The organism is Streptomyces sp. NPDC056061 (assembly GCF_042266885.1).
Taxonomy (GTDB): domain Bacteria; phylum Actinomycetota; class Actinomycetes; order Streptomycetales; family Streptomycetaceae; genus Streptomyces.
In genome coordinates this window covers 357,055-376,641 of record NZ_JBHJWQ010000005.1, presented here as the reverse complement: position 1 = coordinate 376,641, position 19,587 = coordinate 357,055, and the positions used below count along the sequence as shown (strand labels likewise).

14 protein-coding genes and 1 pseudogene are annotated in these 19,587 nt (G+C 71.8%); 5 read left to right on the top strand and 10 right to left on the bottom strand.

Annotation, left to right across the window (positions count from 1 at the left end):
* The 6 genes from ACFC79_RS11595 to ACFC79_RS11570 all read right to left on the bottom strand — a co-directional run.
* The coding region (locus ACFC79_RS11595) for a cbb3-type cytochrome c oxidase subunit I (RefSeq protein ID WP_376238284.1) at nucleotides 1-1,210 on the bottom strand (1,210 nt) is incomplete at its 3' end.
* Between the two features lie 260 nt (nucleotides 1,211-1,470).
* Entirely contained in the window at nucleotides 1,471-2,208 is a 738-nt protein-coding gene (locus ACFC79_RS11590; RefSeq protein WP_376238282.1) for an SDR family oxidoreductase, read from the bottom strand.
* A 222-nt stretch (nucleotides 2,209-2,430) separates the two neighbouring features.
* Nucleotides 2,431-4,653 carry an NADP-dependent isocitrate dehydrogenase gene (locus tag ACFC79_RS11585; protein ID WP_376238279.1) on the bottom strand — a complete coding sequence of 741 codons (2,223 nt, stop codon included), beginning with the start codon at nucleotides 4,651-4,653 and terminating at the stop codon, nucleotides 2,431-2,433.
* A 142-nt stretch (nucleotides 4,654-4,795) separates the two neighbouring features.
* A complete protein-coding gene (locus ACFC79_RS11580; RefSeq protein WP_376238277.1) occupies nucleotides 4,796-5,839 on the bottom strand; it encodes a glutathione S-transferase family protein in 1,044 nt (347 codons plus the stop codon).
* A gap of 13 nt (nucleotides 5,840-5,852) precedes the next feature.
* A complete protein-coding gene (locus ACFC79_RS11575) occupies nucleotides 5,853-7,367 on the bottom strand; it encodes an MFS transporter (RefSeq protein ID WP_376238275.1) in 1,515 nt (504 codons plus the stop codon).
* 247 nt (nucleotides 7,368-7,614) lie between these two features.
* Nucleotides 7,615-9,210 (bottom strand): FAD-dependent monooxygenase, encoded by a 1,596-nt coding sequence (locus ACFC79_RS11570; protein ID WP_376238273.1) that lies wholly within the window; start codon nucleotides 9,208-9,210, stop codon nucleotides 7,615-7,617.
* 97 nt (nucleotides 9,211-9,307) lie between these two features.
* On the opposite strand from ACFC79_RS11570, the gene ACFC79_RS11565 reads away from it, so the two are divergent.
* The 4 genes from ACFC79_RS11565 (at nucleotide 9,308) to ACFC79_RS11550 (ending at nucleotide 12,067) form a co-directional block, all read left to right on the top strand.
* On the top strand, nucleotides 9,308-9,853 hold the full coding sequence (locus tag ACFC79_RS11565; RefSeq protein WP_376238271.1) for a CGNR zinc finger domain-containing protein: 546 nt from the start codon (nucleotides 9,308-9,310) through the stop codon (nucleotides 9,851-9,853).
* 185 nt (nucleotides 9,854-10,038) lie between these two features.
* On the top strand, nucleotides 10,039-11,025 hold the full coding sequence (dhaK, locus tag ACFC79_RS11560) for a dihydroxyacetone kinase subunit DhaK (protein ID WP_376238269.1): 987 nt from the start codon (nucleotides 10,039-10,041) through the stop codon (nucleotides 11,023-11,025).
* 20 nt (nucleotides 11,026-11,045) lie between these two features.
* The gene (dhaL, locus tag ACFC79_RS11555) at nucleotides 11,046-11,660 is read left to right on the top strand and encodes a dihydroxyacetone kinase subunit DhaL (protein WP_376238267.1); all 615 of its coding nucleotides are present in this window, start codon (nucleotides 11,046-11,048) and stop codon (nucleotides 11,658-11,660) included.
* Complete coding sequence (locus ACFC79_RS11550) at nucleotides 11,657-12,067, top strand: PTS-dependent dihydroxyacetone kinase phosphotransferase subunit DhaM (RefSeq protein WP_376238264.1); 411 nt, start codon at nucleotides 11,657-11,659, stop codon at nucleotides 12,065-12,067. The genes dhaL and ACFC79_RS11550 overlap by 4 nt, the downstream gene beginning before the upstream one ends.
* 104 nt (nucleotides 12,068-12,171) lie before the next feature.
* Here the strand turns inward: ACFC79_RS11550 and ACFC79_RS11545 are convergent, their stop codons facing one another.
* Nucleotides 12,172-15,600, bottom strand: a complete 3,429-nt coding sequence (locus tag ACFC79_RS11545; RefSeq protein ID WP_376238312.1) for a phosphodiester glycosidase family protein — start codon at nucleotides 15,598-15,600, stop codon at nucleotides 12,172-12,174.
* 313 nt (nucleotides 15,601-15,913) lie between these two features.
* On the opposite strand from ACFC79_RS11545, the gene ACFC79_RS11540 reads away from it, so the two are divergent.
* Complete coding sequence (locus tag ACFC79_RS11540; protein ID WP_376238262.1) at nucleotides 15,914-16,417, top strand: NUDIX domain-containing protein; 504 nt, start codon at nucleotides 15,914-15,916, stop codon at nucleotides 16,415-16,417.
* A gap of 106 nt (nucleotides 16,418-16,523) precedes the next feature.
* Here ACFC79_RS11540 and ACFC79_RS11535 read toward each other — a convergent pair.
* From ACFC79_RS11535 to ACFC79_RS11525, 3 genes and pseudogenes are all read right to left on the bottom strand, one after another.
* Nucleotides 16,524-17,495 (bottom strand): annotated as a pseudogene (locus ACFC79_RS11535) (transposase); the annotation flags it as partial.
* A 145-nt stretch (nucleotides 17,496-17,640) separates the two neighbouring features.
* Nucleotides 17,641-18,210, bottom strand: coding sequence for a GNAT family N-acetyltransferase (locus ACFC79_RS11530; RefSeq protein WP_376238259.1), 570 nt, complete (start codon nucleotides 18,208-18,210; stop codon nucleotides 17,641-17,643).
* Nucleotides 18,211-18,414: 204 nt separating this feature from the next.
* Nucleotides 18,415-19,386 (bottom strand): transposase, encoded by a 972-nt coding sequence (locus ACFC79_RS11525; RefSeq protein ID WP_376238258.1) that lies wholly within the window; start codon nucleotides 19,384-19,386, stop codon nucleotides 18,415-18,417.
* Nucleotides 19,387-19,587: the final 201 nt, after the last annotated feature.

Genomic DNA, 19,587 nt, shown 5'->3' with positions numbered 1-19,587 from the left:
CGACGTAGTGGAAGTGCGCGACGACGAAGTACGAGTCCGAGACGTGGAAGTCCAGCGGGGGCGACGCCAGGATCACACCGGTCAGACCACCGAAGAGGAAGGTGACGAGGAAGCCGATGGTCCAGAGCATCGGGGTCTCGAAGGACAACGACCCCTTCCACATCGTGCCGATCCAGTTGAAGAACTTCACCCCGGTCGGTACCGCGATGAGGAACGTCATGAACGAGAAGAACGGCAGCAGTACCCCGCCGGTCACGAACATGTGGTGGGCCCACACCGTGACCGACAGGCCGGCGATGGCGATGGTGGCGCTGATCAGACCGATGTAGCCGAAGACCGGCTTGCGACTGAAGACCGGGAGGACCTCGGTGACGATCCCGAAGAACGGCAGGGCGATGATGTACACCTCCGGATGGCCGAAGAACCAGAAGAGGTGCTGCCAGAGCAGCGCACCGCCGTTGGCCGGGTCGAAGACGTGCGCGCCGAACTTCCGGTCCGCCTCCAGCACCAGCAGGGCCGCGGCGAGGACGGGGAAGGCCATCAGCACGAGCACGGCGGTCAGCAGGACGTTCCAGGTGAAGATCGGCATGCGGAACATCGTCATGCCGGGTGCGCGCAGGCAGATGATCGTGGTGATGAAGTTGACCGAACCGAGGATCGTGCCGAACCCCGAGAACGCAAGTCCCAGGATCCACATGTCGCTGCCGATGCCGGGCGAGCGGACCGCGTCGGTCAGCGGGGAGTAGGCGAACCAGCCGAAGTCGGCAGCGCCCTGCGGAGTGATGAAGCCGGCCACCACGATCAGCGAGCCGAAGAGGTACGCCCAGTAGGCGAACATGTTCAGCCGCGGGAACGCCACGTCGGGCGCGCCGATCTGCAACGGCATGATCCAGTTCGTGAAGCCGGCGAACAGCGGCGTCGCGAACATCAGCAGCATGATCGTGCCGTGGATCGTGAACGCCTGGTTGAACTGCTCGGGCGAGACGATCTGGAGGCCGGGGCGGGCCAGTTCGGCGCGCATGACCAGGGCCAGCACTCCGCCGACGACGAAGAAGGCGAACGACGTGACCAGGTAGAGCGTGCCGATCGTCTTGTGATCGGTGGTGCTCAGCCATGTGATGACGACGCTTCCGCGCTGCTTCGCGTGGACCGGAAGTTCGTTCGCGTACGTCTCGTCCTCGTCGGCCGCACCTGCTGTGCCCGTCGTCACCGGGACGCTCCTTCGGTTGTCGTTCACGGGCGGGCCGGGCACCCGGCCGGGTCGCCTCCCCGTCCGGCCGACCTCCGTGCCGCTCCCGCCCGCTCGGGGCCGGGTCCCAGGTGCAGCAAACCAGCCCCGGGGCCGGTGCGGGCGGCCCGGCGCCCGCACCGGCTCGACATTCACCCGTCAGGGCGGGTGGAAGGGGGTGTGGGGCGAACGGGCGTCGCCGCGGCCGGACGGGTGGAGCGGTCCGGGTGTCCGGTGCCCGCTCAGGCAAGCCCTCCCGTCGCACGCAGGTTCTGTCCCGTGATCCATCGGGCGTCGTTCCCGGCCAGGAACGCGACCACATCGGCCACGTCCGCCGGGTCCCCCAATCGGCCGAGCGGGGTCATGCCGACGACCGCTTCCAGGGCGTGCGGCGGGTTGGCGCCGCGCAGCATCTCGGTGTCGGTAGCGCCGGGCGAGACGGTGTTGACCGTGATCCCGCGCGCGCCGAGTTCGTGGGCCGCGACGGCGGTGAGCTGTTCGACGGCCCCCTTGCTCGCGGCGTATGCGGCGATGCCGCGGCCCGGACGGACCGTGTTCGCCGTGGAGATGTTCACGATGCGGCCGCCGTCGCGCATCCGCAGGGCGGCGTGGCGGATCGTCATGAAGACCGCCCGGGTGTTGACGGCCATCGTCTCGTCGAAATCCGCCGGGTCGGTGTCGGCGATGAGGGACGGTACGCGGCAGAGCGCCGCGTTGTTCACCAGGATGTCCAGGCCGCCCAGCTCCGCCTCTGCCGCTTCCATCAGGTGCCGGGGCCCGTCGGGTTCCGCGAGATCGGCTCGGACGGCGTGGGCCCTGCCGCCGCCGTCGCTCACCGCCCGGACGACCTCCGCGGCGGCGGCTTCGCCGGTGGCGTAGTTGAAGACCACGTGTGCGCCGTCCCGGCACAGACGCTCGACGATCGCGCGGCCGATGCCCCGCGATCCTCCGGTGACCACCGCGTTCCTGCCTGTCAGCACGGTCGTTCCCTCCTTCGGCCCGGACGCTCCGGGGCACTCGAACCTACCCACGGAACTGCCGCTTCGCGTGCGGCTTGCGCAAGGAATTTCGGGGCCGGGGCAAAGGGGCGGGCGGCACCGACGGCCCGGGACGCGAAACCGCCCCGGCCGGGCACGATGCCGACCGGGGCGGAGGGGCGGGGACGGGATCCCGGAAGGGATTCCGTCCCCGCGGGGGTCCCGTCAGACGAGGGACGCGATGGCCTGCGTGAACGTGGCCGACGGACGCATGACGGCCGCGGCCCTGGCCGGGTCGGGCTGGTAGTAGCCGCCGATGTCGGCCGGCGAGCCCTGCACCGCGATCAGCTCGTCGACGATGGTCTGCTCCTGCTCGGCCAGCGTCTTCGCCAGACCGGCGAACGCCTGCGCGAGCTGCGCGTCCTCGGTCTGCCGCGCCAGCTCCTGGGCCCAGTACAGGGCCAGGTAGAAGTGGCTGCCGCGGTTGTCGATGCCGCCCAGCTTGCGGCTCGGCGACTTGTCCTCGTTGAGGAAGGTGCCGGTCGCGCGGTCGAGGGTGTCCGCCAGGACCTGCGCGCGGGTGTTTCCGGTGGTCGTCGCGAGGTGCTCGAAGCTGGCCGCGAGCGCGAAGAACTCGCCCAGGCTGTCCCAGCGCAGGTAGTTCTCCTTGACGAGCTGCTGGACGTGCTTCGGCGCGGAGCCGCCGGCGCCGGTCTCGAACAGGCCGCCGCCGTTCATGAGCGGGACGACGGAGAGCATCTTCGCGCTCGTGCCCAGCTCCAGGATCGGGAACAGGTCGGTCAGGTAGTCGCGCAGCACGTTGCCGGTGACCGAGATGGTGTCCTCGCCGCGGCGGATGCGCTCCAGCGAGAACGCGGTCGCCTTCTCGGGCGACATGATCTCGATCCGCAGGCCGTCGGTGTCGTGGTCGGCGAGGTACTTCTTGACCTTGGCGATGAGCTGCGCGTCGTGGGCGCGGCCCTCGTCGAGCCAGAACACGGCCGGGACGCCGGTGGCGCGGGCCCGGGTGACGGCGAGCTTGACCCAGTCCTGGATCGGCAGGTCCTTCGCCTGGCACATGCGGAAGACGTCGCCGGCGCCCACCGCCTGCTCCAGGACGACGTCGCCCTCGCTGTCGACGACCCGCACCGTGCCGGTGGTGGGGATCTCGAAGGTCTTGTCGTGGCTGCCGTACTCCTCGGCCTTCTGCGCCATCAGGCCGACGTTCGGCACCGAGCCCATGGTCGACGGGTCGAAGGCGCCGTTGGCGCGGCAGTCGTCGATGACGACCTGGTACACACCGGCGTAGCTGCTGTCGGGGAGCACCGCGAGGGTGTCGGCCTCCTGGCCGTCCGGGCCCCACATGTGACCCGAGGTGCGGATCATGGCCGGCATGGAGGCGTCGACGATGACGTCGCTCGGCACGTGCAGGTTGGTGATGCCCTTGTCGGAGTCGACCATGGCCAGGGCGGGGCCGTCGGCGAGCTCGGCCTCGAAGGACGCCTTGATCTCGGCGCCCAGGTGCGGCACGGACTCCAGGCCGTTCAGGATGGCGCCGAGGCCGTCGTTCGGGGAAAGCCCGGCGGCGACGAGCGCGTCCCCGTACTTGGCGAAGGTGTTCGGGAAGAAGGCGCGGACCACGTGGCCGAAGATGATCGGGTCCGAGACCTTCATCATGGTGGCCTTGAGGTGGACGGAGAAGAGCACGCCCTCCTCCTTGGCACGGGCGACCTGCGCGGTGAGGAACTCGCGCAGGGCGGCGACGCGCATGACCGCCGCGTCGACGACCTCGCCCGCGAGCACCGGCACCGACTCGCGCAGCACCATGGTGGTGCCGTCGTCGCCCACCAGCTCGATGCGCAGGGTGCCGTCCTCGGCGACGACGGCGGACTTCTCGGTGGAGCGGAAGTCGTCGACGCCCATGGTGGCGACGTTCGTCTTCGAGTCGGCCGACCATGCGCCCATGCGGTGCGGGTGTGCCTTGGCGTAGTTCTTCACCGAGGCGGGGGCGCGGCGGTCGGAGTTGCCCTCGCGCAGGACCGGGTTGACCGCGCTGCCCTTGACCTTGTCGTAACGCGCGCGGACGTCCTTGTCCTCGTCGGTCTGCGGGTCGTCCGGGTAGTCCGGAAGCGCGTAGCCCTGCGCCTGAAGCTCGGCGATGGCGGCCTTCAGCTGCGGGATCGACGCCGAGATGTTCGGCAGCTTGATGATGTTGGCCTCGGGCGTCTGGGCCAGTGCGCCGAGCTCGGCGAGCGCGTCCGCGATGCGCTGGCTCTCCTGGAGACGCTCGGGGAAGGAGGCGATGATGCGCCCGGCCAGAGAGATGTCACGGCTCTCGACGTTGACCCCGGCCGTCGAGGCGTACGCCTGGACGACGGGCAGGAACGAATACGTCGCCAGGGCCGGGGCCTCGTCGGTGTGTGTATAGATGATGGTCGAGTCAGTCACCCTCTGCTCCGCTCCACGTCTGCAACATTGCTTGACATCAAGATATCTCGTGATCGCCGCCGACTCGACAGGGCCCTGCCCCCCGACGCGTGGGCGCCGCGCCGACGGGTGCCCGAGCCACTCCTTCCCGCTCCCCGGGTCGTCAGGGGCGTCCGGACGGCGGGACCTCCTCACCGGTCGGCACCGGCCCCGGTGGGGTTCCCTCACCGAACGGGCGTCCGCCCAGTTCCTCGCGGTGGTGCGGGGTCAGCCAGCCCGACAGGTCGGGCCCCGCGGGCACGATGCCGGTGGGGTTGATGCCGGTGTGGACCCGGTAGTAGTGGTGCTTGATGTGGTGGAAGTCGACGGTGTCCCCGAAACCCGGCGTCTGGTACAGATCCCTCGCGTACGCCCACAGCACCGGGTCCTCGGCGAGCTTGGAGCGGTTGCACTTGAAGTGTCCGTGGTAGACGGCGTCGAAGCGCACCAGGGTGGTGAACAGTCGGATGTCCGCCTCCGTGAGGGAGTCGCCGACGAGATAGCGCCGGTCCGCGAGACGCGCGGACACCAGGTCCAGGCGGTGGAACACATCCCGGTACGCGGCGTCGTACTCGGCCTGCCCGGACGCGAATCCCGCACGGTAGACGCCGTTGTTCACGTCGCGGTAGATCCCCTCCATGACCTCGTCGATCTCGTCGCGCAGGGTTTCGGGGTACAGGTCGGGGGCGCCCGGCCGGTGCAGGGCGGTCCACTCGGTGGCGAGATCCAGGGTGATCTGCTGGAAGTCGTTGGTGACGAGTACGCCGCTGGGCACGTCGACGATCGCGGGCACGCTGACCCCGCCGGGGTAGCCGTGCTCCCGCGCCTCGTACGCCTCGCTCAGGTACGCGATGTCCAGCACCGGGTCCCGGCCGCCCTCGTCCAGGGTGAAGCGCCAGCTGCGGTCGTCCTGGATCGGGTCGGCGACGGCGAGTGACAGGGCCCCTTCCAGCCCGAGGAGTCGCCGGGAGACGAGGGAACGGCTCGCCCACGGGCAGGCGCGGCTGACGACCAGCCGGTAGCGGCCGGCCTCGACGGGCCAGCCGTCCCGGCCGTCGGCGGTGATGCGGTCGGCGAAGTGGCTCCGGGAGCGCTTGAATGCCTTGTGCCCGTAGGCGGCGTTGCCGTCGGTCCCGGTGTGGTCGGCCGGGTCGGGTCGGGTGTTCATCGCTCGTTCTCCTTCATGGGGCTCGGTCCGCCGCACCGATGTGGACGGTTCGTGGTGTACGTCCCCCCTCGCGGCGCTCTCCCCGTACGTCCGCCAGGCCGATCAGCAGGGAGGCCACGACGAAGCCGACCGCGACCACGAGGCCGTGGTCGTAGGCGCCTGCCCATCCGCCGGCGGCCAACTGGGCGAAGAACACCGAGCCGACCGCGGCGATGCCGACGGCCGATCCGACCCGCTGGCCGGTCTGGAGAGTGCCGCCCGCGCTGCCTGCCGTCGCCACCGGCACCTCGGAGAGAGTCAGCGTCTGGTTCGGGGCGACGACCAGGCCGCTGCCCAGACCCGCCAGGAGCAGCGGGACCGCCATCGCCCACCCCGCACCCCGTCCCGGCACCAGGTGCACGGCGAGAGCGGTGGCTCCGAGTCCGACCGCCACCGTGGTCAGCCCGGCCACCACCAGGGGGCGTCCGAAGCGGCCGACGAGCCGACCCCCCGGGCCCGCCGCGACGGCCGAGCCCAGGGCGAAGGGCGTGATGGCGAGTCCCGCCTGCAGGGCGGTGTAGTGCAGTCCGTTCTGCAGGTAGAGCGTGGTGATGAAGAAGATCGAGGTGAATCCGGCGAAGTACAGCAGGGCCAGCAGGCAGCCGAGCCAGTACGAACGGACCCGGAAGAGCGACAGGTCGACGACGGGTTGTGTACCGCGTCGGCCGCACCGCGACTCCCAGCCGACGAAGGCGGCGAGCAGCACGGCGGCCGGGATGAGCAGCAGCCACTTCCCGTCGCCGGGCCACTGCTGGGCCTGGACGAACGGCAGCAGCAGGGACAGTGCGCCCGTGCCGAGCAGCAGGACTCCGAGCGGGTCGAGATCGCGCGGTCGCACCGGCCCGGCCGACGGGGTGTCCGGGAGCAGACGCCGGGCCAGCAGGAGGCAGGCGGCGCCGAGCGGCAGATTGACGTAGAAGACCCAGCGCCAGCCCTCGTGGGCACCGGCCGCCTGGATCAGCAGTCCGCCCGACAGCGGGCCGACGGCCGTGGAGATGCCGACCACGGTGCCGAACATGCCGAAGGCGCGGCCGCGCTCCGAACCGGAGAACATCTGCTGGATCAGCGCGGAGATCTGCGGTGAGATCAGGCCGCCCGCGAGGCCCTGGATCAGCCGGGCGACCACCAGCCAGAGGCTGGACTGGGCGGCCCCGCAGGCGGCCGACGCGAGCGTGAACAGGGCAAGACCGGCCATGAACACCGTGCGGCGCCCCCGCGCGTCGCCGAGGCGTCCCGCGGGAATCAGGAACAGTCCGAAGGCGAGCGCGTAGCCGGAGAGCACCCATTGCAGGTCGGACTCCGGGGTGCGCAGCCCGGTCCGGATCGACGGCAGGGCGACGTTGACGATGGACACGTCCAGCAGGGTCATGAACCCGGCGATCAGACACACCGCGAGCGCCTGCCAGCGGCGCGGGTCGAGTGTGCCGTCGCCGGGGGCGACGTGACTTCCCCGGCCCGCAGCACCCCGGTGAGCCGCGCTCTCTGCCATGGCTCGCACCCTAAGCGCTGTGCTGTGATCCGTGGTGGATCAGCGCGGCGTCGGGCGTCGGCCCGTCGCGGGGCGGAGGGGCGCCCGCGTACGGAACGGGTACGGGCGTCACGGTGACGCGGGGCGCCGGAGCGGCCGTCGGTGGGCGCCGCCGGGACTGCGGGGCAGCCCTTGGTACGGAGCGCCCGGACAGGTGACGCGGCCGTACGCTCGGGGCCGACCGCCCCGCCCGCACGCCCGGCGGCCGCTACGCCGACTCGGTGAGCGGTTCCGCGCGGGAGAGGATCTGCCGCAGCACGGACGCGAGTGCCGGTCCGTCGGTGTCGTCGGACTGCCAGGCGATGTGTCCGTCGGGACGGACGAGGACGGCGCCGGACGGTCCCGGCGTGCCCTCGATCGCGTCCCACCGACCGGGCCGGGCCTCGCGGTGCCCGCCGGACCCCAGCGCGTGGACGGTGAGGGGGATTCCCGCCCGCTGGACCACGCGGGCCTGCCGCCGCCACGGTGCGCCGTCCCCCTGTGCGATCAGGGCGAAACCGGGTCCGACGAGATCGAGCGTGGAGGCGGTGCCCCCGTCCGGGGTCGGCAGGGGCACATGGGGCAGGCGTCGTCCGGGGGCACAGCGCGGGCGGTGGCCCTCCGGGTCCAGTGCGGTCCCGCCGGGGCGCGGGGGGTCGGCGACGAGGGCGGTGGAGTCGTAGGCGGCGGTCAGGAGGAGTTCGTCGTCGATGCGGTAGCCCGCCCGGCTGCGGGCGTTGTCGGTGGAGATGTCGATGACCTGCCGGGCGACGGGGCGGCGCTCGGCCCCGTAGCTGTCCAGCAGCGCGTCGCCCGCGTATCCGGCGGTGACGGCCGCGAGCTTCCAGGCGAGATTGTCCACGTCGCCGATTCCGGTGTTCATGCCGTGCCCGCCGGTCGGCGGGATGGTGTGTGCGGCGTCGCCGGCGATCAGGACGCGCGAGGCGCGGTAGGCGGCGGCCAACTGGGCGTCCATGCGCCAGATCATCGTGCCGTGCACCGTCACGTCGAGGTCGTCGATACCGGCCGCGGTACGGACGAGGCGTGCCAGGTACGCCTGATCGGAGACATCCTGCGGCCGCACCGTGTCGTCCAGCGGGTACTGGTAGATCCACCGGCGGTCGTTGTCGACGGCCATGAAGCCGCCGCGCCCCGGGACGGTGAGGAAGTACGAGGCGCTGGCCCGGTCGGCCACCACGTCACCGAGCGGCGCTTCGAAGCGGACGCTGAGGTAGCGGCCCAGGCCGGTGGGGCCCTCCATGGCGATTCCGGCCCCGGCGCGCACACCGCTCGCGGCGCCGTCGCACCCGACGAGCCAGTCGGCGGTCACGGTGTGGCGGGTGCCGGTGGCCACTTCCTCGACGACCGCCCGTACCCCGTGGCCGTCGTCGGTGAACGACACGAGCCGCGTGCCGAACAGCACCCGGTCGCCCGCCAGGTCGCTCGCGTGCCGCGCCAGGACCGGTTCGAGGACGTCCTGGGAGCAGATGAGGCCCGGGGACGGCGTGTGCGCGTCCTCGCCCTCCCCCGGATCGTGCGCCGGCGCGGTCCGGGTGAAATCCGGGTCCACGAGGTCGCGTCCGCGGTAGAAGAAGACCTGGGAGGCGGGAAGCCCGGCTCGCCGGACGGCGGCCTCCAGGCCCATCCGCCGGAAGATCTCCATGGAGCGGGCCGAGACCCCCCGGGCCTTCGGATGGCTCGACGTCGTCGCGCGGGCCTCGATCAGTACGTGATCCACGGCGAAGCCGGACAGCAGGGCCGACAGGGTCAGGCCGACCGGCCCACCGCCGACGACCAGCACGGACACCTTCGACGGAACGGACATGTGCCCTCCACGCCCGGAGGATCACCCGAGCCTAGTAACGATAACTTACTATTTTGACGTTACCATGGGCGGGTATCCGCGACACGAGGGAGATCCGATGGGCGACGCCATCCACGACAACGACGACAGTCCACGCGGTCTGTACTTCCTGGTGGATCTGATCAACACCGTCCGGGACGGCGGCCCCACGACGCCGGCCGCGCTCCGGGCCGTGGTCGAGCGGCACGGCGGCCCGTCGCTCGACCTCACCGAAACCACCGCACGGCAGCTGGGCGAGGCCGCGACCGGCCTCTCCCGGATCCTCGACCTGAGCGACGAGGACCGGGCCGCGGAAGCCATCAACGCGCTGCTCGACCGGTATCCCGCGCGGCCCCGCCTGGTCCGCCTCCCCGGACGCCCGTGGTCGCTCCACACCCGCACCCCCGACCACGCCCCGCCGGTGGAATGGCTCCTGTCCACGGCCGCCCTGGCCCTTGCCCTGTGGCTCGGCGAACGCGGTCGCTGCGCCTGGGGCCGGTGCGCCGCCCCCGGGTGCGGCCGCTACTTCATCGACGCGGGCCGCCGCACGCCGCAGCGGTTCTGTTCCACCCGCTGCGGCACCCGCGTCCGCGTGGCGACGCACCGGGCCCGGCAGGGCCCGTGAGCGCCGGGGCGGAGTGCCCCGGACGGCGGACCGGGCCCCACCCACCGCGCCGCGGCCGAAGGTTCGGGACACCGGTCCGAAGGACATCCGTCCCACGGCTTCCGACACAACGTGACGGCCCCTCAGTAGAGTCGACGTCGGTCCAGCAACAGTCCCGCCGAGATCGCCAGGAGATTCCGTTGAGGATGCTGATCAACGTTCCCGAAACCGTTGTCGCGGACGCGCTGCGCGGTATCGCCGCCGCCCATCCCGATCTGACCGTGGACGTCGAGAACCGGGTCGTCGTGCGGCGCGACGCGCCCGTGGCCGGGAAGGTGGCGCTCGTCTCCGGGGGCGGATCCGGGCACGAGCCCCTGCATGCCGGGTTCGTCGGCCCCGGCATGCTGTCCGCCGCGTGCCCGGGGGAGGTGTTCACCTCGCCGGTGCCGGACCAGATGGTGCGGGCCGCGGCCGCGGTCGACAGCGGGGCGGGGGTGCTGTTCGTCGTCAAGAACTACACCGGCGACGTGCTGAACTTCGAGATGGCCGCCGAACTCGCCGAGGACGAGGGCATCCGCGTCGCCCAGGTGCGTGTCGACGACGACGTGGCGGTCACCGACAGTCTGTACACGGCGGGGCGGCGGGGCACCGGTGCCACTCTGTTCGTGGAGAAGATCGCCGGGGCGGCGGCCGACGAGGGTGCCCCGCTGGACCGGGTGGAGGCCGTGGCCCGCCGGGTGAACGCGTCCTCGCGGAGCTTCGGCGTGGCACTCGGCGCCGTCACGACACCGGCCAAGGGCACCCCCACCTTCGACCTGCCGCCGGGGGAACTGGAGCTGGGCATCGGCATCCACGGCGAACCGGGCCGCGAGCGGCGTCCCATGATGACGTCGCGGGAGATCGCGGACTTCGCGGTGGACGCGGTGCTGGCGGACCTGCGGCCGAACGCACCGGTGATCGTGCTGGTCAACGGTATGGGAGCGACCCCACTGCTGGAGCTGTACGGGTTCAATGCCGAAGTGCAGCGAGTGCTGTCCGAGCGGGGTGTCGTGGTGGCTCGTACCCTCGTGGGGAACTACGTGACCTCGCTCGACATGGCGGGCTGTTCGGTGACGCTCTGCCAGGTGGACGAGGAAGTGCTGCGCCTCTGGGACGCGCCGGTTCAGACGCCGGCGCTGCGCTGGGGCCGTTGACCCGACGACAAGGAGATCATGTGCTCGACGCCGGTTTCTTCCACCGTTGGATGACCGTGGCCGCGGCCGCCGTGAATCGCGAGGCCGACCACCTCACCGAACTCGACTCGGCCATCGGGGACGCCGATCACGGCGCCAACATGCAGCGCGGGTTCGCCGCGGTGACCGAGGTCCTGGACAGGGAGGCACCGCACACCCCGGGTGCCGTGCTGACACTCGCCGGACGGCAGCTGATCTCGACGGTCGGCGGCGCTTCGGGGCCGCTGTACGGGACGTTGCTGCGGCGCACCGGAAAGGCGCTGGGTGACGAGCCCGAGGTGTCGCCGCAGCAGCTTGCCGAGGCGCTCGGGCTGGGCGTCGCCGCCGTGGCACAACTCGGCGGTGCGCAGGCCGGGGACAAGACGATGCTCGACGCGCTGCTGCCCGCGGCCGAGGCGCTCGCGACATCGTTCGACGCGGCCCGGAAGGCCGCCGACGCCGGTGCGCTGGCGACGGTGCCGATGCGGGCGCGCAAGGGCAGAGCGAGCTATCTGGGCGAGCGCAGCATCGGACACCAGGATCCGGGGGCGACGTCCTCCGCCCTGCTGATCGGCGCGCTGGCCGAGGCCGGCGATGCGAACGGAGGGGAGGCGTGAGTGATGTGAACCAGGTCGGAATCGTGCTGGTCTCGCACAGCGGCCCGGTGGCCGCGTCCGTCGCCGAGCTGGCCAGGGGCCTCGCGGCCGGGGGTGCGACGGCTCCGGTCGCCGCCGCCGGCGGCACGCCTGCGGGCGGACTCGGGACGAGCGCGGAAATGATCGCCGAGGCCGCCGGGTCGGTGGACAACGGCGCGGGTGTGGTGCTGCTGGTGGATCTGGGCAGTGCCGTGCTGACGGTCAGGGCGATGCTGGCCGAGGGCGACGAACTGCCGGACGGCGCACGGCTGGTGGACGCGCCGTTCCTGGAGGGCGCGGTGGCCGCGGTGGTGACGGCGTCGGCGGGCGGCGACATCGACGCGGTGGAGGCCGCCGCGAAGGAGGCGTACGACTACCGCAAGGTGTAGGCGGCCGGCCCGCGCGGTGGCCGGGGCCGCCCACACCCGTCGTCCACGGGTGCGGGCGGCCCCGAGCCGGTCCGGTCGTGACCGGTCCGAGGGCTCGCGGCCGCTCAGGCCGCCGTCGCGGTCCCGGCCGCCGCGATGGTGATCTGCACCTTCCGTGTGGTGCCGTTGACCGTCACCGCGAGTGTGACGGTGCCCGGCCGGAGTGCGGTGAGGGTGCCGGTGGACGGGTCGAGGGCGGCGGTGTGACGGTTCCGGGCGTCGCCGCGGTGGCCGATGTGGACGTTCGGGGACGCGGTCCAGTCGGCGGACAGCGGGAAGCCGACCGGCACCTCGCGGGAACCCTGGGTGACGGTCGCCGTGACCTTCGCGCTGCTGCCGGCGCCGAGCACCCGGGGCGCGTCGATCGCCAGCGCGTCGACATGGGCCCGCGTCTGCACGGAGACCCAGTCGGGGCCGCCGCGCCACGGGCGCTGCCGGGCCGCCGCCTGTTCGCCGGGGGCGACCCGGTCCACACCGATCAGCGACCAGCCGGTGAAGCCGCCCTCGTCCGTGGGACCGGCCGGTGCCTTGCCCGAATTGCCGTTGATCAGGTACGGCACTCCGTCGACGTGCGAGGAGTGGAACACGCCGACATGGCCGCCGACGAACGCCGCTCCCTTGCCCGTCGTGCGGCGGAAGTCGGCGAGCCACTGCTCGACGAGCGCCGCCTCCTTGCGGTCGCCGAGCTGACTGCCCTTCTGCACGGTCGGATCGCGCGGCGGCACGTGCTGGATCAGCGCGACCGAGCCGACGGACCGGTCCTTCGCGGCCGCGTCCAGCTGGGCACGGAACTCCTTGATCTGGGCGAAGCCGCCGCCGCGCAGACCGAGGCTGGACGTGTCGAGCGTGACGAACCGGGTTCCCTTGTGGTCGAACGTCCGCCGGGCGGGTCCGAATTCGTCGACGAAGTTGTCGATCTTCCCGCCCATCACCTCGTGGTTGCCCGGTACGTAGTACCAGGGCAGTGCGTCGCCGAGTTCCTCGGTGAGGACGCGGCGGGCGAAGGCGAGGTCCTCGGGCGATCCCTCGTCGACGAGGTCGCCGTCGACGACCAGGAAGTCGGGCCGGGCCGCCTTGATCTCGCGCAGCGTCCGCCGTGCCTGGGCGACGATGTCACTGTTCGGTTCACGGGCGACGAACTGGGCGTCGGACATCACCGCGAACCGCCAGTCCCGTCGCTCGGTCACTGCGGCCGGATCGATCAACGAGTCGGCGGGCGCCGCCTGTTCGGGAAGGTCGACGGTGGGCGGAACCTGGGCCGTGAGATCGTCGATGACGATCTGGCCCGTGTACTGCTTGGCGGCGGCCGTCTCGGCGAGGTAGAAGCGGGACACGGACAGCGGCATGGCGGCTCCGGCCGGTACCGCGAAGGCGACCTTCCGCCAGCCGGTCCAGGTGACGTACGGTCCGCGCAGCAACTGGTCGGAGCCGGCGGCGTCCTTGAGTTGCAGGGTCGGCCAGGCGCCGTTGCCGTCGCCCTTGATCCACAGCGTGAACGACTGGGGCTGGCCGGGCACGGGGACCGGTCGCGGCGGGGCGGCGTAGGCGGCGCGGGTGGCGGTGGACTGCGTGAAGTCGTAGTCCAGCTTCAGTCCGGTGCCGGTGTGTCCGTCGGGCGTGGCGGAGAGGGAGCCGCTCGCGCGGGCCTGGCTGAACGTCCAGGAGCCCGCGTCGTCGAAGTCGGACACGGCCTGCTCGGTGAGGCCGACACTCACGGCGAGGACGGTGGTGGCACCGGCGACGGTGGCCCGGATCCGTCCGGCCCCGGTGCCGGTGCGGGAGGTGACGGTGAAGGAGCCCTGCCCGTCGTCCCGGACGTCGAAGAGCGTGTGGTCGTAGTCGAGGGCGATGTCGTGGGGCTCGACGGGGGCGGAGGCGCCGTGGGCGTCGAGTCCAACGATCCCGAACGTTCCGGTGGCGTCCCCGTCGGCGAGGCCGACGCGCCGGGTGGTCGGCTCGATCCGGGCGAGTTCGTCGAGGACGGTGAGGGCGGTGCTGCCGCGCGCCGCCCCCTTCTCGGCGCGGACCTCGGCGGTCCCGCCGCGGCGTGCGGTGAACACGCCGTTGCGGTCGACGCTGCCGACGGAGCCTGGCACGGCGTGCCAGCGCGGAGTCCCGTCGGCGGGACCGTACGTCTCGTCGTAGCCGCTCGCGGCGAGGCGCCGGGTGAGTCCGGGGAAGACCCGGTCGGGCCGGCCGCCCTTGACGGGGTCCGTCCCCGGTGCGACGGCGGCGGGGGTACGGGGGTTCACCCAGAAACCCTTGAGCCGACCGCTGCCGTCGGGGGCGGTGAGGGCGAGACCGTTGGGTACGGTGCGTTCGCTGCCGTCGGACGGGCTGTTCTCCACCCGGAGCGCGTCACTGCCGGGCTCGCGCGCGACGAGGGTCGACGAGCCGCCGCCGTCCAGGTTGAGCGCGCTGTACGAACCGGCGCGGCGCATCATCGCCCCGAGTTCGGTGAGGGTGACACCGCCGCTGTCGGCCTGCCGCCCGTCGACGGTGATGATCTGCATGGTCCGGCCGTCCCGGGAGAAGCCGACGGCGGTCCGGGGCGCGGCGGTGTTGTTGCCCTCGCCCTCGTGGCTCTGCGCGACACCGTCGACGACGAGGAGTTCGCGGCCCCCGACCGCGGTGCGCGGCACGGCGCCGCCGTCGGTGCGGGCCCGGTGGGTCAGGGAGACGGGGTCGCCGGGCCTCAGCGCGCCGACTGCGGCGGCCGAGGCCTCACGGCCGATCAGGACCGTGGTGTCGTCGGGGACGGGGCCCGAGCCGGGGGCGTCGGAGACGGAGACGACCTTGCCCCGCCGCACCACCGCTTCGGCGACGGGGGTCGCGCCGTCGACGGTCAGCGCGCGGTCGGCGCTCCCCCAGGCCGAGGTGTAGGCGCCCACGCCCCCGGCCGGTATGTTCGCGGCGTTGTACGCGGCAAGTTGCCGCTGCCCGGAGGGCAGGGTGAGCGTCCCCTCGAAGTAGAGGTTCAGGATGCGGCCCGCGCTGTCGGGACCGATGCCGACGGCCCGGTTGATGCCCGGCGCCGGAGACTGGACCACGGCACCGTCCTTGATCCCGATGCCTTCCGGCGCACCGGTCTGGTTGATGTCGAAGAAGTCGGCGTTGATCGCGGCGACGGTACGGCGGCCCCGGCCCGGGTCGTGTCCGGCGGCGAGTTCGGAGACCGTGCGCCGTTCGGAGACCTTGCCGGAGGACAGGTAGTCGGCGCGCACACCGCTTCCGGCGAGGTCGACGGAGAGGGAGTCGACCCGCAGCCACTTGTCGGATTCGAGCCGGTCGTACGAATCGAGGCGGACCCCCGGTGCGATCGGGCGCGAGGCGCGCGCGGTCTCGATGCCGTCGCCGTCCGCGACCGCCCGGGGGCCGCCCGCCGGACTGCTCGGGGGCGGCGGGGCGATCGGCCTGAGGATCTCGGCGGCGGTACGGGGACGCGGATCGGTCGCCGTGTCGGCGAGCGCCGGGGCGATGGTGCCCACCGTCATCGCGGACACCGTCGCGAGCAGCACGATCGGGCGTGTCACCCTCCGGTGTCCCCGCGTCGTCCGTCCGGACCTCGCTGTCGTTCTGCCGCCTGTGCCAGGGGCCACAAGTCCTCCTGCGGTTCCATGGTTTGCCCGGCCCCGGCATGGGGGCCGAATGCTGTCGGCGGACAGCCTCGCCGCGGGCAGGACCTCGCACCAGGGGGCATCGGGAACTTCGGGGGAAACAGGACGGGTCGACTCGATGACGGACAAGATCACCCGGACGGGGCGGCGTTCGTGACGATGCGCGGTACGGCCGGGCAGACTTGACGGCATGTCGTCACAGAAGCGTGCCGCGCGCAGTGCGGGTGTTCTGCTTTTCCGCCGGACGGGCGGGACCGCGGACGACGGTGGCGGGTTCGAGGTGCTCATCGGGCACATGGGCGGCCCGTTCTGGGCGGGGCGCGAGAACGCCGCGTGGTCGATCCCGAAGGGCGAGTACGGGCCGGACGAGGAACCCGCGGCTGCCGCTCGCCGGGAGTTCGGGGAGGAGTTCGGTCACGCGGTGCCGGACGGTGCGTGGGTGGCGCTCGGCGAGACCCGGCAGTCCGGGGGCAAGACCGTGACGGTGTGGGCGGTGGAGGCGGACGTGGATGCCGCGGCGGCCGTGCCGGGGACGTTCGTGCTGGAGTGGCCGCGGGGCTCCGGGGTACTGCGGGAGTTCCCGGAGGTAGACCGGTTCGCCTGGTGCACCCCGGTGGAGGCCGCGGAACGACTCGTGGCGGGGCAGCGGGTCTTCCTGGACAGGCTGCGCGAGCACCTGCGCGGCGCCGTGTGACGCCCGTTCGGGGCCGTCCCGCGCGACCGGTCCGGTGCCGCGACGGGCAGCGTCCGCCCCGTCGCGCCGCCCGGCGCGCACGCTCGCCGCACCGGCCGGAAGCCCACGCGGCGGACTGGTCGAGCGTCATGGTGCAGTTCAGCACGTCCGAGGGGTTCGTCGTCACATCGGCGGCGGCGATGATCTGGTGCGCGCCGTCCACGACGGCCTGGGCGTTGTGGACCTGGATGTAGGCCCCGTCGCTGTTCTTCCTGATCCGGGAGTCCGGGTCGGTGCAGTCGGCCTGCGCCTTGTCCATCGGCCGCGCAGCCTCGGCGGCCTCGTCTCCGGCGGCCTGCACGGCGTCGGGATTGTCGCCGGCACCGGTCCGCCCCTGGCGTCGGCATTCCTTGTCCTCGGCGTGGCGCCGAGCCCGCTCGGCGGCCTCGGCCTCGATCTGCGCGCGAGCGGCCTGCATCTTCGCCAGGCGCTTCTCCAGCCGGTCCAGCTCGCCGGGCAGATCGGTGTCCTTGCCACCGCGGCCGGACTTCTCATCCTCGGCGGCGTCGACGGCGTCCGCGTCGGCCAGCAGCGCGGCCGCAGCGGCTTCGAGTTCTGCAATCTCCGCCTCGACGTGCTGCTCCTTGTCGACCAAGCGGTCGTAGCTCATCGCCTTGTGCTTTGAGGCATTGGCCTCAAGCTCCGTGCCGTCCAACGCCACCCTGCCCAGCCTCTGCGCCAGGTGCAGCGACTGGGTGAAGACCCCGGCCGGGGCGTCCAGGCCCCGGGCCCGGAACCTGGATATCGACCGGTAATCCGGGCCGGCCGCGGCGGCCGGGTAGCGGAACGCCACATCGTCCACGCACCTGCGCTCGATCGCCCGCGACGAGCCCATCCCGGTTGTGCAGCCGTAGATCAGCAGCCGGACCCTCGGACGCGGGTCGTGCGGCGGGAACCCGCGCTGCTCGGTGCAGGCCGCCAGGATCGGGGCCAGGTCCAGGACCTCGTCGACCAACTCGGCGACGAACCGCGCCAGATGGTCCTGCGGCAACCACTCATCCAGCGACGGCGGCAGCAACATCATCCGATCGGGAACGAATCACCCGGAACATCTTCTTCACCGACACCGTCGGCGCGGTCTGCGGTCCACCACCGCCGCCGTATCCACCTCGAACAGGCCACCCCCACCAGACATACCAAGATTCCTCCATATGGAAGATCACGAACAGGAGGCGGCGTCGGGCTCAACTGCCTGATTGACCGCCGACGTCCGCGGCCAGCGCCGCGTAGATGTACTCGCTGCCCCAGCGATCCCCGTCGAGGTCGTTCTCGACCAGGTGCGCCTCCCGACGCATCCCGAGGCGCTCACAGACCCGCACAGACCCGGTGTTCTCCACATCCAGCCGTGCGTAGAGCCGGTGCACGCCCAGCCGGTCAAAGGCAAACCCGGCCAGCGCCACGGCCGCCTCGGTCGCATAGCCGTGCCCCTGGTGACGTGGGTCGAGAGTCCAGCCGATCTCGGCCTGGGCGGCGCGGGCATTGGCCAGGGTGAGCGTCACCTCGCCAAGGACGCCGGGCTCATCGCGTCGGCACACAGCAAGCGCCAGCTTGTCCCCGTCGGCGCACCAAACCGAGTGCGCCGCGCGCTCGGCCGCAACCTGCTCGCTGCGCTCCCGCGTGTGCGCCGGCCGGTACAAGTAGCGCGCCACGCTCGGCAGGCTCTGGTAGGCGTACAAGTCCTCGGCGTCGCCGGGAGTGAACAGACGCAGCGACAACCGGGGCGTGGTCATCGGCAGCAGCGAGGCGATGTCCATACGGACCTCCGGGACGCGGCTTTGGATCAAGATGCGGACTGATTGTCGCATCACGGCTGACGGGCAGCCACGCCTTTTCAACAGCAGCTTTTCAACAGCAGCACCCGACAGCCCCACTCCACCACGAGGCGCGGCATTCCAGGAGTTGTTTACTGACGCACGCTCCTAAGGGCTTACTCTGTCGGGGATCTCGGTGTCGTCTGCTCAGTCTCTGGCGGACCGCCAAGACCTCGGCCGGGGGATCCCGTGCTGGTCCAAAAAGTGCTGGAAGGCGGTCGGCGGCCGTCGGCTGAGGCGCTCGATGTTTGCGGCGATGGCTGTGAACACGTGCTGCAAGTGGGCTTTGTGCTGCCCCCGGTAGCGGCAGCGGCGCATGCCGTGTCCGTGAGCAAGCTCGTTGATGGTGCCTTCCACTCCGGAGCGAACCGCATAGCGGGCCTGCCATTCGGGCGTCTGCTGCTCGGCGCGGACTCGGAGTTGCAGGTCACGGAGTTGTCGCGGGGGAAAGCCCACGGTTCGGGCGCTGTCGGCGGTGGTCGTGCAGCGGGTGCGGACCGGGCAGGGCCGGCACTGGCTCTTGGTGAACCGGGCCACGATCAGAGGTGCCGCGGTGGGTGAGGAGGTCGGATAGGGGCCGTGCCACCCCGCGCTGGTCTCGCCCTGCGGGCAGGTCACCTGCCGGCGGTCGAAATCGAGGTGGAAGTCGCCGCGGCCGAAGCCGTCGTTCTTGCGGTGCTGGCGGGCGGAGTTGACCGGCAGCGGTCCGGTGACCGTGACCTGGTGTTCGCGAGCTGTCTGTTCCAGATGGACCAGGCAGGTGTAGCCGCCGTCGACCAGATGCCCGGCAGGCAGCAGCCCGCGGCGCTTGAGTCGGGTGTGGATGCCGGGCAGAGCCTTCGCGTCGTAGCCGGTGGCATCGGTGGCAGCCACATCCGTGATCACGTTGACGCCGTCAGGATCACAGGTCTCGGTGAGATGCGCGACAAACCCTTTCCAGCGGGTGACATGTCCGCGGCGCGCGTAGCGGGCCGTCGGATCGTAGGGCGAGACGACTGCGGCGGCCGAGGGTGGCAGCCCGCCGTCCTCGGCGGTGCGCCAGCGCAGGCGGCCGGCCCCGTCGCGGTAGTAGTTCTGCACCATGATCTGCCGCAGGGCCTGGACCCGGGGACCGGACAAGCGATCCGCCCCATGCTCCCCGACGTGCTCCAGCAGCCGGACGGCGTCGCCGCCGGTGGCAAGGATCCTCGTCTTGGGGCGAGTGGGGTTCTTGCCCAGACGGACCGGACGGCCGTAGCGGCGCCCCCACTCCTCGTCGACCAGGCCGGCCGGCGCAGGTGCGGAGCGGTGCCGGCCAGCTCTTCCAGCGCGGCGCGGACG